Genomic DNA, 13,166 nt, shown 5'->3' with positions numbered 1-13,166 from the left:
TACATGGCCAAGCTGACCATCAACCCCGCCATCGCCCACGGCCTGGCCCACGAGGTCGGCTCCATCGAGGTCGGCAAGATGGCCGACATCGTGCTCTGGCGGCCGCCGTTCTTCGGGGCGAAACCGCAGATGGTCCTCAAGTCGGGCTTCCCCGCCTACGGGGTCACCGGCGACCCCAACGCCGCCACCGACACGTGCGAACCGCTCGTGCTCGGCCCGCTGTTCGGAGCCCACGGCGCCGCGCCGGCGGACCTCTCGGTGGCCTTCGTCAGCAGAGCCGCCGCCGAGTCGGGTTCCTTCGGCAGGCCCCATGACGCGATGGCCACCCGGCGGCGCCGCGTCGCCGTGCGGGGCACCCGGGGCATCGGACCGGCGGACATGGTCGGCAACACCCGCCTCGGCGACGTCCAGGTGGACGCCCGCAGCGGCCTGGTCACCCTCGACGGCGCCCCTCTGCGCTCCGAGCCCGCACAGGAAGTCTCCCTGAGCCGCCTGTACTTCCTGTGACACTCCGTCACCGACCAGCCTCCCCCCCCCGCATCACCACCCTCCATCCCTCTGGCAGATGAAGAGAGAGACACCCTCATGACCGCATTCCGTATGCCCGCCGAATGGTCCGAGCACGACGGCTGTCTGATGGCCTGGCCCACCCGCGTCGACCTGTGGGCGAACGTGCTCGACCAGGTGAAGGGCGAGTACGCGCAAGTCGCCCGCGCCATAGCGGAGTTCGAGCCGGTGACCATGGTCGCGCCGCCCGGACACGGGGAAGAGGCGCGCACGCGCTGCGGCGAAGACGTCACCGTGGTCGAACTGCCCCTGGACGACTCATGGTTCCGCGACAGCGCACCGCTCTTCGTGCTCGACGGTGACGGCCGCCGTGCCGGGGTCGACTTCCGCTTCAACGCCTGGGGCGGCAAACACCATCCGTACGACGCCGACGACCGGATCAGCGGCCTGCTGCTCGACCGTCTCGGCATCGAGCGCATCCCCTCCGACATGATCCTGGAGGGCGGTTCGATCACGGTCGACGGCGAGGGAACGCTGATCACCACCGAGCAGTGCCTGCTCCACCCCAACCGCAACCCGGGTATGGGCCGGGACGAGATCGAGGCCGAGCTGAAGGACCGGCTCGGCGTCACCAAGGTCGTCTGGCTTCCGTACGGCGGTCTGCTCGACACCGAGACGGACGGACACGTCGACGGCGTCTGCGCGTTCGCCGCTCCGGGCAAGGTCGTCGTCTCCCTTCCCGACGATCCGGAGCACCCCGACCACGCCCGCATGCGCGCCAACCGCGCGGTGCTGGAGGCCACCACCGACGCCCAGGGCCGCCCGCTGGAGATCGTCGACGTCCCGCAGACCGTGTTCACCGAGGTGGCGGGAGGCGAGGTCGAGGTGTCCTACCTCAACTACTACGTCGCCAACGGCGGTGTGGTCGTCCCGGTGGCCGGACTGCCCGAGGCCGAGGACGCCCTCGCGGTGATCGCGTCCGCCTACCCGGGCCGCAAGGTCGTCGGCGTGCCTGCGGCGGCCATCGCGTACGGCGGCGGGGGAGTCCACTGCATCACCCAGCAGATTCCCGCCGCCCGCCCCAGCGCGTGACCCCGCCGTGAGCGCCCCCATGACCACCTCAGATGCGCGCCGCACCGCGAGACCGAGCCGCGGCATGTACCGGCGGTACCGGCGCTGCGCCGCCGTGGCCGCCGGCCTGACCTCGCTCGCCGTGCTCGCGGCGTGCGCCGGACCGCCCAGGAACTCCTCCGGTACTCCCTTCACCCTGTCGGCCTCCACTCCCCGGGCCAAGGGCGACATCGACTCCTTCACCTGGGCCCTGTACGCCGAACCGCCCACGCTCGACTACACGGTGGCCTTCGACTACCCGCAGAACATGGTCCTGTCCAATGTGTGCGAGAGCCTGCTGCGCTGGACGCCGCAGCTCACCACCGAGCCGGGCCTGGCCCGCAGGGCATCGCACCCCGACCCCACCACGTGGGTCTACGACCTGCACCCCGGCGTGCGTTTCCACGACGGCGGGACGATGACCGCCGACGACGTGGTGTTCAGCCTGGACCGGCAGCGGGACCCGGACAACGCCGCCGCGTGGGCGCAGGTGTTCCAGAACGTCACCTCCGTACGGAAGACCGGCGCGCTCCAGGTCACCGTCAAGCTCAAGAAGCCCGACTCCCAGTTCCCCCAGTACATGGCGAGCGCCGCCGGGGTGGTGGCCTCCAAGGCCGGCGTCGAGGCGGCGGGCAAGGACTACGGCACCTCCGGCGGCCTTGCCTGCACCGGCCCGTTCGCGCTCGGCACCTGGCACAAGGGCCAGTCCATCGAGCTCGACCGCTTCGACGGCTACTGGGGGAGGAGAGCGAAGTCCGGGAAAGTGGTCTTCCGCTTCCTGCCCGACGCCTCCGCCAGGACCAACGCCCTGCTGAGCGGGGAGGCCGACGGCAGCTATCTCATCCCGACCGAGAGCTACGCCCGGCTGCGCGGCGGCGATGTCGGCAGGCTCTCCTTCGGCGAGGGCCTGAGCACGGTCAACGTCAGCATCACGAACATGCGCGGCCCGCTCGGCGACCTCCGGGTCCGGCGGGCGCTGTCCCTGGCGCTGGACCGCTCAGGCTTCGTCCAGGTCGGCCTCGGCGGCGCGGGCACCCCCACCGGCTCCCTCACCACGCGCGCCGCCTGGGCCGGTGCGTCGGAGCGGACCAGGAAGCGGGCCTTCGACGGTCTGCGGCCCGGCGCCCCCGACATTGCACGGGCGAAAGCACTGGTCAAGAAGGCGGGCGCCACCGGTAAGACCCTGACCGTCGCCACCAGTTCCATCGGTCAGGACGTCTCGCTCCTCGCGACCGCCGTACAGGACGCGGGCACCCGGATCGGCCTCGACATCCGCCTCAAGTCCATCGCGCCCAACGCGTTCACCGCGTTGTTCACCGACCCCGGAGCGCGCAAGGGCATCGACATGTTCCCGCTCACGTACTACGACTCGATCACCGACCCCCTCGACCTGCTGACGAACTTCAAGACCGGCGCCTACCTGAACTTCGCGGGCCACAGCGACAAGAAGTACGACGACCTGGTCGACCGGGCCAGTGCCGTCGACGACCCGCGCCGCCGCCTGGAGATCGAGGCGCGGGCCCACCAGCGTGCCACGCGGCAGCTGCTGTGGATCCCCGTCGCGGAGTGGCCCACCGCCGTGTTCCTCAACAAGAGGATCACGGGCGCCCCCACGACCATCTCGTACATGTACTACCCGTGGGCCGCTGATGTGGGGGCCGCGAAGTGACCTTCACCAGATTCGCGGTGCGGCGGGTGGCCGAGATGGCCGCCACCCTGCTCGCGGCGTCGTTCGTGGTCTTCGGTGCGATGTATCTGGCGCCGGGCAGTCCGGCGAGCTTCCTGCTCTCGGGCCGCTCGGCCTCGCCGGAGGCCGTCGGGGCGATCAACTCCCAGTACCACCTGGACGATCCGTTCGCCGTCCGGTACTTCGCCTGGCTCGGCAACGTCCTGCAGGGCGACTTCGGGCGGTCCATCACCTACCGCACCGACGTGTCCCGCCTGTTGGCCGACCGGGTCCCCACCACCTTGCTGCTGATCACGATGGCGCTGGCCGTGGTCGTCCTCGTCGGCCTGGTCCTGGGCAGGGTGGCCGCCGTGCGCGGCGGGCTCACCGACTCCGCCGTCCTGGTCGCCACGACGTTCGCCGTCGGCACCCCCTCCTTCGTCGCGGCCGTACTGCTGCAGGGTCTTTTCGCCGTACGGCTCGGCTGGTTCCCCAGCGGCGGCGCGGGCGACGGGCTCGGCGACATGATCTGGCATCTGACCCTGCCCGCGGTCGCACTCGCCCTCTACCTGATCGGCATGCTCGCCCGTGTCACCCGCTCGGCCATGGTCGAAGCGCTCGGCAGCGAACACGTCACCGTCGCCCGCAGCCGGGGGGTGCCCGAACGCCAGGTCATCCGCCGGCACGTGTTCCGCAACTCGCTCGGCACCGTCCTGACCACAGGCGGCCTGGTCGTCTCCACGCTCCTGGTCTGCACGATCCTCGTGGAGACGGCCTTCAGCGTCGGCGGCATCGGCCAGCTCCTCGAACTGTCCACCACCACCAAGGACTTCCCGACCGTACAGGCCATCTCACTGATCATCGTGGCCCTGTTCATGGCCGTGAACCTGGTCGTCGACCTGCTCCTTCCACTGGTCGACCCGAGGCTCACGCTCGGCTCAAGGGGGTCCGCCGCATGACCGCCGTCCTCACCCGCCGCCCCGGCCTGTCCAGGATCCGCGCCGCCGGCTCGCCGCTCCACCTGGTGTGCCTGGCTCTGGTCGGCCTGATCGTCTCCGCCGCCCTCTTCGCCCCCTGGGTGGTGCCCCACGACCCGAACGCCGTCGACCTGGGAGGCGCGCTGGCCGGGCCCTCCGCCGACCATCCGCTCGGCGTGGACGCCGCGGGCCGCGACACGCTCTCCCGCCTCCTCCTCGGTGCCCGCACCTCCCTCTTCGGCCCCCTGGGAGTCGTCGTCTTCTCCACGCTCGCCGGGGTGGCCATCGGCACGGCCGCCGCCTGGCGGGGCGGCTGGCTGGACTCCGTGCTCTCCCGCAGCACCGAACTGGTCTTCGCCTTCCCCGGCCTGCTCCTCGCGATCCTCATCATCTCGGTGTACGGCGAAGGACTGCTCGCCCCGGTCGTCGCGCTCGCCGTCGCCTACCTCCCCTACGTCAGCCGTCTCACCCGCTCGCTGGTCCTGGCCGAACGGGAACGCCCCTACGTCAGCGCCTACCAGGTGCAAGGCCACTCGGCGCTCCAGATCTGCCTGCGCCACGTCCTGCCCAACATCGCCCCCGTCGTCCTCGCCCAGGCCACCATCAACTTCGGCTACGCCCTCATGGATCTCGCGGGACTCTCGTTCCTCGGCCTCGGCGTGCCCCCGCTGACCCCCGACTGGGGCCGCATGGTCTTCGACGGACAGACGGCCGTCCAGCACGGCTATCCGCTGTCCGCCGTCTGGCCGTGCGTCCTCATCGTGCTGACCGTCGTCGCGTTCAACGTGGTCGGCGAGCGCTGGGCCGACCACGTCGCCAGGAGGACGCCATGAGCACGACGTACGTACTCGACATCCAAGGGCTGCGGATCACTCTCCCCGGCACCGCACGGCCCGTGCTCGACGGCATCGACCTGACCGTCGCCGCGGGGGAAACCGTCGCCCTCGTCGGTGAGTCGGGCTCCGGCAAGACCCTCACCTCGCGCAGCGCCCTGAACCTGCTGCCGCCCGGGGCGCTCACCGAGGGCCATGTCGTCGTGGCGGGCGACGACATCCTCGCCGTACACGCGGAACGGCTGCGCGCCCTGCGCACGGGAACCGTCTCCATGATCTTCCAGGACCCGCGGGCAGCGATCAATCCGCTGCGGCGCATCGGCGACTTCCTCTGCGAGAGCGTCGTGCTGACCAGGGCGATGAACCACACCGATGCGACCGCCCGCGCGACCGAACTCCTCCACGAGGTGGGGGTCGACGCGTCCGTGTTCCGGAAGTATCCGGGCCAGGTCTCCGGCGGGATGCTCCAACGCGTCATGATCGCGGCCGCACTCATGGGAGACCCTTCCCTGCTGCTCGCCGACGAGCCGACCACGGCCCTCGACGTCACCACCCAGGCCGAGGTCGTCGCCCTCCTCGGCCGCCTCCAACAGCGTTTCGGCACCGGCCTGTTGTTCGTCACCCACGACCTCGACCTGGCCGCGACGATCAGCGACCGCGTGTACGTCATGTACGCCGGACGGATCGCCGAGAGCGGCCCCGCCGACGCGCTGTTCGCGGAGCCCCGCCACCCCTACACGGCGGCCTTGCTCGCCTCCACGCCCCGCCTGGACGCACCCGCGGGACGGTTCGCCGCCATCGACGGCCGGCCCCCCGATCTGCGCACGACGTCGACCGGCTGCCCTTTCGCCGAGCGCTGCCCGCTGGCCACGGAAGCGTGCGACCAGCGCCCGCCCGACCTTCGATCGGCCCCGGGCAGGCGGGAGCACCGGGCCGCCTGCCACCACACCGACCGGCTGCTCGACGAAAGGAGCTCCGCCGATGTCTGAGTACGCCCTCCAGGCCGTCGACCTCACCCGCAGTTTCGGAGCCGTCCGAGCCCTGGACGGGGTGTCCTTCGTGCTGCCGAAGGGAGGGGCCCTGGGCATCGTGGGGGAATCCGGTTCCGGGAAGACCACCACCGCACGCATTGTCGTGGGCCTCGAACGGGCCGATGCGGGCGAGGTCATGGTGGGCGGAACGCGCAGGCCCGGGGCGGTTCGCGGCCGTACCCGGCGGCTGGCCCGCGCCCGCGAGGTGCAGATGGTCTTCCAGGACCCCTATCTGTCCCTCGACCCGAGAACGAGCGTCGAGGCCGTCCTGCGCGAGACCCTGCGCCTGCACTTCCCCGGCCGGGACCACGCGCCCCGGGTACGCGAACTCCTGAACCAGGTGGGCCTGGGCACGCGGGCCGCCGACGCCAGGCCGGGACAGCTCTCCGGCGGCCAACGCCAGCGTGTCGCGATCGCGCGCGCCCTCGCCGTGGAGCCGGCCGTCCTGGTCCTGGACGAGGCGGTCGCCGCCCTTGATGTGTCCGTACAGGCGCAGATCCTCAATCTGCTCACCGACATCCGGGAACAGACCGCGATCGGCTACCTCTTCATCACCCACGACCTCGGCGTGGTCCGGTGCGTCACCGACGACGTCATCGTCATGCGGAACGGCCGTGTCGTCGAGGCGGGCACCACCGCCGATGTGCTCGGCGATCCCCGGCACCCCTACACACGACTGCTCATGGAATCCGTGCCGCGCCCCGGCTGGGACCCGGAACGGATCGCGGCCGCGCGGCGGGCCCTGTGACGCCCCGTCACCGGATCTCCTCCACCGGACCCGCACCTCGACACGACGACCGGCACCGTCCGCGGGACTTCCACGGACGAGAAGACAGGAGGCACGAAATGAACGGAAGCACAGTCGGTTCGACCGCGGGACCGGGCCCGAACAGGCGTAGATTCCTGGCGGCCGCCGGACTGACCGCCGTCGGTGCGACGCTGGCCATGGCCATGGCCCAGGGAAGGGCCGGCGCCGACCCGGGCCGCGCACCCGCCGCAGGCACGTACCGCGTCCCCGTCGAGGACGTCCGCCACACCCGCACCTGGATGGCCTGGCCCGACAGCACCGCGATCTGGGGCGGGGGAAGGCTGGCAGGCATCCAGGCCGACATCGCGCTGATAGCCCGCACCATCGCCACGTACGAACCGGTCACCCTGTGTGCCAACTCCGCGAGCGCGGCCAGGGCGCGCACGATGTGCGGGTCCTCGGTCACCGTCATCAGCTCGATCCCCGTCGACGACTGCTGGGCGCGCGACACCGGACCGGTCTTCCGCACCGACGGCGCCGGCGGCCTCGACGCGGTCGGTCTCGGCTTCAACGGCTGGGGCGGCAAACAGACCCACGGCAAGGACGCGCGCGTCGCCGAACGGATCGCCGCCCACGTCGGCGTGCCGTTCACGCGGGCCGCCTTCGTGGGCGAGGGCGGAGCCATCGAACAGGACGGCGCGGGAACCCTGATGGCGACCCGCAGCAGCCTGCTCAACCGGAACCGCAACCCCGGCATGCCGCAGCGCACCCTGGAGACGGCGATGCGCGACGCCTACGGCGCGTCCAAGGTCATCTGGTTCGACGGCGTGTACGGGCAGGACATCACCGACGACCACGTCGACGCCACGTCACGCTTCCTCGCCCCGGGCGAAGCCCTTGTCCAGATGCCGCTCGCATCGGACAACGACGCCTACGCCAAGGACGCTCGCCAACAGCACCGCATCCTGACCGAGTCGACGACCGCCACAGGCCGGCCGATGGACGTGATGAAGCTCCAGGGTCCGGACTACGAGAGGATCCGTTCCACCGACCCGGAATTCCTGGCCTCCTACGCGAACTTCTACCTCTGCAACGACGCCGTCATCTGCGCCCACTTCGGCGACGACGACGCGGACGCGGCGGCCAAGTCCACCTTGGCGCGCCTCTACCCCGACCGCGCCATCGAGCAGTTGAACATCGACCGCCTGGGCACGGGAGGCGGCGGCATCCACTGCGTCACCCAGCAGCAGCCAGTGGCGTAGGCGAGCGGGCCGAGACTCGGGGAACGGATTCCGCCGGAAGCGGCGTGAGAAGACCTGACCGAGTCCGGTTCACCCACCTGCACGCGTGGCGGACGTGCCTGCGAGGGACGGTCGTGCGGTGTCGGTTACGGTCCCAGTCCGGATGAACGGCAGGACCGAGGGAGTGGCCATGGCGCAGCGATTGGGGCCGCTTGAGCTGGTCGAGGGCCGGTGGGTGATCGGGGACGCGACGCGGAAGGAAGGGCTGTACGTCGTGCTGACGCCCGCGGGCCTCGAGCAGCACCGGCGCGGGGAGGCGGCACCCCGGCAGTCCGTCCGGTGGTCCCAGTTCGTGGAGCTGGGGGTGCGCGCCGGCTACAAGAACTGGCACCTCACCCGTTTCGGGGGCTTGGCCGGCGCGTTCGCGCCCGGTGCCGACATGGGCCGCGACGGCTGTTCCCTGCAGGGCATCCTGCGCCACCCCTACGAGCACTGGTCGGTGCGGTACACGCATCACGAGCGGAACTACAGCGGCGGCCATGTCATCGTGCTGAAGGCCCTGTTCGGCCGGCTCGACGAAGCGAAGGCTCTGGAGCGGCTCGGCGATCCCCAATGGCTGGGTGCGGCGGTCGCCGAGCTGTCGTCCTTCACGTCGTGGTACGCGCCCAAGGGCAACCGTCTGGTGGAGGAGACCATCCGCGGTCTCGGTGTCTGACCAGGCCCCCGCTTCCGCCGGAACCTCTTGACCCCCTGTGCCCCCAGCCATTAGGTTGCGGTGGCCGTCGACCTGTATCTGTCGACCTGTGACTGCCGAAAGGGGGCGACCAGCGGATGAACACCAGCTCTGATCTCGGTCGCCTCGCCCAGCGCACCGTCTGGGTTCCGGGTCGGATCGCGCACGGCGCCTGAGTACGCCGTTCTGATGTGCCCGTCCGCGGCACATCCGTGCCCGCCCGTCCGCGGCACATTCCGGGTCTCCCGTGACCACTTCTCCTGACTTCTCCTGACTTCTCCCGGCACGTCACTCTTGTGTGCCGTTCTGCGCCCGCTCCGCTCACGTGGCGCCTCTGAACACAGAAAGCTGCCCGAAAATGGCGAACATGATGAATCGACCGCTCGTGCACCGAAACGAAGGCCTGTCATGACAGCGGCACGGATCACGGTCAACGGAAAAGAAGCGCCGCTCTCACCGGCCGCGCCCCACACCACGACGCTGGACTTTCTGCGCGAGCGTGGCCTCACCGGCACCAAGGAGGGCTGTGCCGAGGGTGAGTGCGGCGCATGCTCGGTCCTGGTGGCCCGTCCCGGGGTGGACAAGCCCACCGACTGGGTGGCGGTCAACGCCTGCCTGGTCCCGGCCGCGGCCCTCGACGGTCAGGAGATCATCACCTCCGAAGGTCTCGCCACGGCCGGCGAACCCGGCACGCCGCCCACGCTGCACCCGGTGCAGGAGGAGATGGCGGTCCGCGGCGGTTCCCAATGCGGTTACTGCACACCGGGATTCATCTGCAGCATGGCCGCCGAGTACTACCGGCCCGACCGCTGCGCGCACGCGGACTCGGCCGACGGCACCGAGTCGACCGAAGGTACTGATGCCGAGCACGGTCCGAACGGGTTCGACCTGCACGCGCTGAGCGGCAACCTGTGCCGCTGCACCGGCTATCGCCCCATTCGCGACGCCGCGTTCGCCGTCGGTACGCCCACCGGCGAGGACCGGCTGGCGCAGCGCCGCGAGCAGTCCCCGCCCGCACCCGTTGCCACTGAATACACCCAGGACGACCGGGCGTTCCTGCGGCCCGGCACCCTGGCAGAAGTACTGCGGGTGCTGCGCGAGCGGCCCGACGCGGTGGTGGTCGCAGGCTCCACCGACTGGGGCGTCGAGGTGAACATCCGTTCCCGCCGCGCGGACTGCGTGGTCGCCGTCGACCGGCTCTCCGAACTGAGGGAGCTGCGCGTCGCATCCGATCACGTCGAGATCGGGGCGGCGCTGACGCTCACCGAGATCGAGCGCCGCCTCGACGGCCGCGTCCCGCTCCTCGGAGAGCTGTTCCCGCAGTTCGCATCCCGGCTCATCCGCAACAGCGCGACCCTCGGCGGCAATCTGGGTACCGGCTCTCCCATCGGTGACAGCCCGCCGGCGCTGCTCGCCCTTGAGGCATCGGTGGTGCTCGCCGACGCCGAAGGCGAGCGCGAGGTCCCCCTGTCCGACTACTTCACCGGCTACCGCCAGAGCGTGCGCCGCCCCGGCGAACTGATCCGCGCGGTACGTGTCCCGCTGCCGCTGTCACCGGTCGTGGCCTTCCACAAGATCGCCAAGCGGCGCTTCGACGACATCTCCAGCGTGGCGGTCGCCTTCGCGCTCGACATCGAGGACGGCCTCGTACGCAAGGCACGTATCGGGCTCGGCGGCGTGGCCGCGACGCCGATCCGCGCCCTCGCCGTCGAGACGGCCCTGGAGGGCGAGCCGTGGAGTCCCGAAACGGTCGAGGCCGCGGCCCAGGCCCTGCGGTCCCAGGGCACGCCCATGAATGATCACCGCGCAAGCGCCGCCTACCGCTCCGCGATGCTCGGCCAGAGCCTGCTGAAGCTGTACGCACAAACCACCGAGGGTGTGTCGTCATGAGTCAACTGTCCGAGCGCCCCGAGAAGTCCGTCGTCGGCGTCTCCATGCCGCACGAGAGCGCTGCCCTGCACGTCACCGGCACCGCGCTCTACACCGACGACCTGATCCACCGCACCAAGGACGTGCTGCACGCCTACCCGGTCCAGGCCACGAAGGCGCACGGCAGGATCACCGCGCTGCGCACCGGGCCCGCGCTCGCCGTGCCGGGCGTGGTCCGCGTACTGACCGGCGCCGACGTGCCCGGTGTCAACGACGCCGGGATGAAGCACGACGAACCGCTGTTCCCCGGCGAGGTCATGTTCCACGGCCACGCGGTCGCCTGGGTGCTCGCCGAGACCCTGGAGGCCGCCCGGCTCGGTGCGGCGGCCGTCGAGGTGGAACTCGACGAACTGCCGTCCGTGATCACGCTGCAGGAAGCGATCGCGGCCGACAGCTTCCACGGCGCTCGGCCCGAGATGCTGACCGGTGACGTCGAGGCGGGCTTCGCCGACTCCGCGCACGTGTTCACCGGCGAGTTCCAGTTCTCCGACCAGGAACACTTCTACCTGGAGACGCACGCGGCGCTCGCCCTCGTCGACGAGGCGGAGCAGGTCTTCGTCCAGAGCAGCACCCAGCACCCTTCGGAGACCCAGGAAATCGTCGCGCACGTACTGGGCCTGCACAGTCACGAGGTGACCGTGCAGTGCCTGCGGATGGGCGGCGGCTTCGGCGGCAAGGAGATGCAGCCGCACGGGTTCGCGGCCGTCGCCGCGCTCGGCGCCAAGCTGACCGGTCGGCCGGTCCGGCTGCGGCTCAACCGGACGCAGGATCTGACCATGTCCGGCAAGCGCCACGGGTTCAACGCCACGTGGAAGATCGGCTTCGACGACGAAGGGCGCATCCAGGCCCTGGACGCCACCTTGACCGCGGACGGCGGCTGGAGCCTGGACCTCTCCGAGCCGGTGGTGGCCCGCGCGCTGTGCCACATCGACAACACCTACTGGATTCCCAACGCGCGCGTCTCCGGTCGCATCGCCCGGACCAACAAGGCCTCCAACACCGCCTTCCGCGGCTTCGGCGGACCGCAGGGCATGCTGGTGATCGAGGACATCATGGGCCGGTGCGCGCCGCTGCTCGGCCTGGATCCGACAGAGTTGCGGGAGCGCAACTTCTACCGGCAGGGCCAGTCGACCCCGTACGGACAGCCGGTCACTCAGCCCGAACGGATCTCCGCCGTCTGGGAGCAGGTCAAGGAAAACGGCGGCATCGCCGATCGCAGGCGCGAGATCGCCGCCTTCAACGCCGCGCACCCGAACACCAAGCGGGGACTCGCGCTCACCGGCGTGAAGTTCGGGATCTCGTTCAACCTCACCGCCTTCAACCAGGGCGGCGCGCTGGTCCTCATCTACAAGGACGGCTCGGTCCTGATCAATCACGGCGGCACCGAGATGGGCCAGGGCCTGCACACGAAGATGCTGCAGGTGGCCGCGACCACGCTGGGTATTCCGCTGCACAAGGTGCGGCTTGCCCCGACGCGGACCGACAAGGTCCCCAACACCAGTGCCACCGCGGCGAGTGCCGGGGCGGATCTCAACGGTGCGGCGGTGAAGGACGCCTGCAGGCAGCTGCGCGAGCGGCTGCTGCAGGTGGCTGCCACGCAACTGGGTTCGCATGCCTCGGATGTACGCATCGTGGAAGGCGTCGCGCGCAGCCTCGGCAGCGACAAGGAGCTGGCCTGGGACGACCTGGTGCGCACCGCGTACTTCCAGCGGGTCCAGCTGTCGGCGGCCGGTTTCTACCGGACTGAGGGCCTGCACTGGGACGCGAAGGTCTTCAGGGGCTCACCGTTCAAGTACTTCGCCATCGGCGCCGCCGCGGCCGAGGTCGAGGTGGACGGCTTCACCGGTGCCTACCGCATCCGACGGGTGGACATCGTGCACGACGTCGGCGACAGCCTGTCCCCGATGATCGACATCGGTCAGGTCGAGGGCGGCTTCGTGCAGGGCGCGGGCTGGCTGACACTGGAGGACCTGCGCTGGGACGCCGGTGACGGGCCGAACCGCGGCCGGCTGCTGACCCAGGCCGCGAGCACCTACAAGCTGCCGAGCTTCTCGGAGATGCCCGAGGAGTTCAACGTCACGCTGCTGGAGAACGCCACCGAAGAGGGCGCGGTGTACGGGTCCAAGGCCGTGGGCGAGCCTCCGCTGATGCTGGCGTTCTCGGTGCGCGAAGCCCTGCGGCAGGCCGCAGCCGCGTTCGGTCCTGGCGGGGCCAGTGTCGAGCTGGCGTCGCCCGCGACGCCGGAGGCGGTGTACTGGGCGATCCAGGCTGCTCGCCAGGGTGATGACTCCCGGGCAGGGCTCGCCGACACTCACATGGGCTCCACCTACAAGGGCTCCGCCCCCGACGGCGAGATGCGGGCCGAGGCAAAAACGTTGAGCGGTGCCTGAC

Annotated in this window: 11 protein-coding genes; all 11 read left to right on the top strand. The window is 70.5% G+C overall.

All coding sequences use genetic code 11. The features are described 5' to 3' along the window. A partial coding sequence (locus AC07AG_RS28105; protein WP_478758758.1) for an amidohydrolase family protein occupies positions 1 to 507 on the top strand: 507 nt, incomplete at its 5' end. 78 nt (positions 508 to 585) lie between these two features. Continuing rightward, positions 586 to 1,599: an agmatine deiminase family protein gene (locus tag AC07AG_RS28100; protein ID WP_478758756.1), complete on the top strand. Its 1,014-nt coding sequence runs from the start codon at positions 586 to 588 to the stop codon at positions 1,597 to 1,599. A 19-nt stretch (positions 1,600 to 1,618) separates the two neighbouring features. Further along, positions 1,619 to 3,286, top strand: a complete 1,668-nt coding sequence (locus tag AC07AG_RS28095) for an ABC transporter substrate-binding protein (RefSeq protein WP_478758755.1) — start codon at positions 1,619 to 1,621, stop codon at positions 3,284 to 3,286. After that, on the top strand, positions 3,283 to 4,242 hold the full coding sequence (locus AC07AG_RS28090; protein ID WP_478758753.1) for an ABC transporter permease: 960 nt from the start codon (positions 3,283 to 3,285) through the stop codon (positions 4,240 to 4,242). Before AC07AG_RS28095 ends, AC07AG_RS28090 begins: the two co-directional genes overlap by 4 nt. Beyond that, on the top strand, positions 4,239 to 5,093 hold the full coding sequence (locus AC07AG_RS28085) for an ABC transporter permease (RefSeq protein WP_478758751.1): 855 nt from the start codon (positions 4,239 to 4,241) through the stop codon (positions 5,091 to 5,093). The genes AC07AG_RS28090 and AC07AG_RS28085 overlap by 4 nt, the downstream gene beginning before the upstream one ends. Continuing rightward, positions 5,090 to 6,082, top strand: a complete 993-nt coding sequence (locus tag AC07AG_RS28080; protein ID WP_478758750.1) for an ABC transporter ATP-binding protein — start codon at positions 5,090 to 5,092, stop codon at positions 6,080 to 6,082. Before AC07AG_RS28085 ends, AC07AG_RS28080 begins: the two co-directional genes overlap by 4 nt. Next, positions 6,075 to 6,872 (top strand): ABC transporter ATP-binding protein, encoded by a 798-nt coding sequence (locus AC07AG_RS28075; protein ID WP_478758748.1) that lies wholly within the window; start codon positions 6,075 to 6,077, stop codon positions 6,870 to 6,872. The genes AC07AG_RS28080 and AC07AG_RS28075 overlap by 8 nt, the downstream gene beginning before the upstream one ends. Before the next feature lie 98 nt (positions 6,873 to 6,970). Next, positions 6,971 to 8,134: an agmatine deiminase family protein gene (locus tag AC07AG_RS28070; RefSeq protein WP_478758747.1), complete on the top strand. Its 1,164-nt coding sequence runs from the start codon at positions 6,971 to 6,973 to the stop codon at positions 8,132 to 8,134. Between the two features lie 169 nt (positions 8,135 to 8,303). After that, positions 8,304 to 8,828, top strand: a complete 525-nt coding sequence (locus AC07AG_RS28065; RefSeq protein WP_478758745.1) for a hypothetical protein — start codon at positions 8,304 to 8,306, stop codon at positions 8,826 to 8,828. Positions 8,829 to 9,254: 426 nt separating this feature from the next. Beyond that, positions 9,255 to 10,736 (top strand): xanthine dehydrogenase small subunit, encoded by a 1,482-nt coding sequence (locus AC07AG_RS28060; RefSeq protein ID WP_478758744.1) that lies wholly within the window; start codon positions 9,255 to 9,257, stop codon positions 10,734 to 10,736. Beyond that, the gene (gene xdhB, locus AC07AG_RS28055; RefSeq protein WP_478758742.1) at positions 10,733 to 13,165 is read left to right on the top strand and encodes a xanthine dehydrogenase molybdopterin binding subunit; all 2,433 of its coding nucleotides are present in this window, start codon (positions 10,733 to 10,735) and stop codon (positions 13,163 to 13,165) included. Before AC07AG_RS28060 ends, xdhB begins: the two co-directional genes overlap by 4 nt. Position 13,166 lies beyond the last annotated feature (1 nt).

The organism is Streptomyces sp. NPDC044044, from assembly GCF_056434405.1.
The sequence above is the reverse complement of the archived record's forward strand: the minus strand, read 5'-3'. Positions and strand labels throughout refer to the sequence as shown.

What these genes read in the sequence shown, in the direction of transcription:
- AC07AG_RS28070 (WP_478758747.1), top strand. Translation starts at nt 6,971, where the DNA reads ATGAACGGAAGCACAGTCGGTTCGACCGCGGGACCGGGCCCGAACAGG.
- AC07AG_RS28085 (WP_478758751.1), top strand. Translation starts at nt 4,239, where the DNA reads ATGACCGCCGTCCTCACCCGCCGCCCCGGCCTGTCCAGGATCCGCGCC.
- AC07AG_RS28095 (WP_478758755.1), top strand. Translation starts at nt 1,619, where the DNA reads ATGACCACCTCAGATGCGCGCCGCACCGCGAGACCGAGCCGCGGCATG.
- AC07AG_RS28075 (WP_478758748.1), top strand. Translation starts at nt 6,075, where the DNA reads ATGTCTGAGTACGCCCTCCAGGCCGTCGACCTCACCCGCAGTTTCGGA.
- xdhB (WP_478758742.1), top strand. Translation starts at nt 10,733, where the DNA reads ATGAGTCAACTGTCCGAGCGCCCCGAGAAGTCCGTCGTCGGCGTCTCC.
- AC07AG_RS28100 (WP_478758756.1), top strand. Translation starts at nt 586, where the DNA reads ATGACCGCATTCCGTATGCCCGCCGAATGGTCCGAGCACGACGGCTGT.
- AC07AG_RS28060 (WP_478758744.1), top strand. Translation starts at nt 9,255, where the DNA reads ATGACAGCGGCACGGATCACGGTCAACGGAAAAGAAGCGCCGCTCTCA.
- AC07AG_RS28065 (WP_478758745.1), top strand. Translation starts at nt 8,304, where the DNA reads ATGGCGCAGCGATTGGGGCCGCTTGAGCTGGTCGAGGGCCGGTGGGTG.
- AC07AG_RS28080 (WP_478758750.1), top strand. Translation starts at nt 5,090, where the DNA reads ATGAGCACGACGTACGTACTCGACATCCAAGGGCTGCGGATCACTCTC.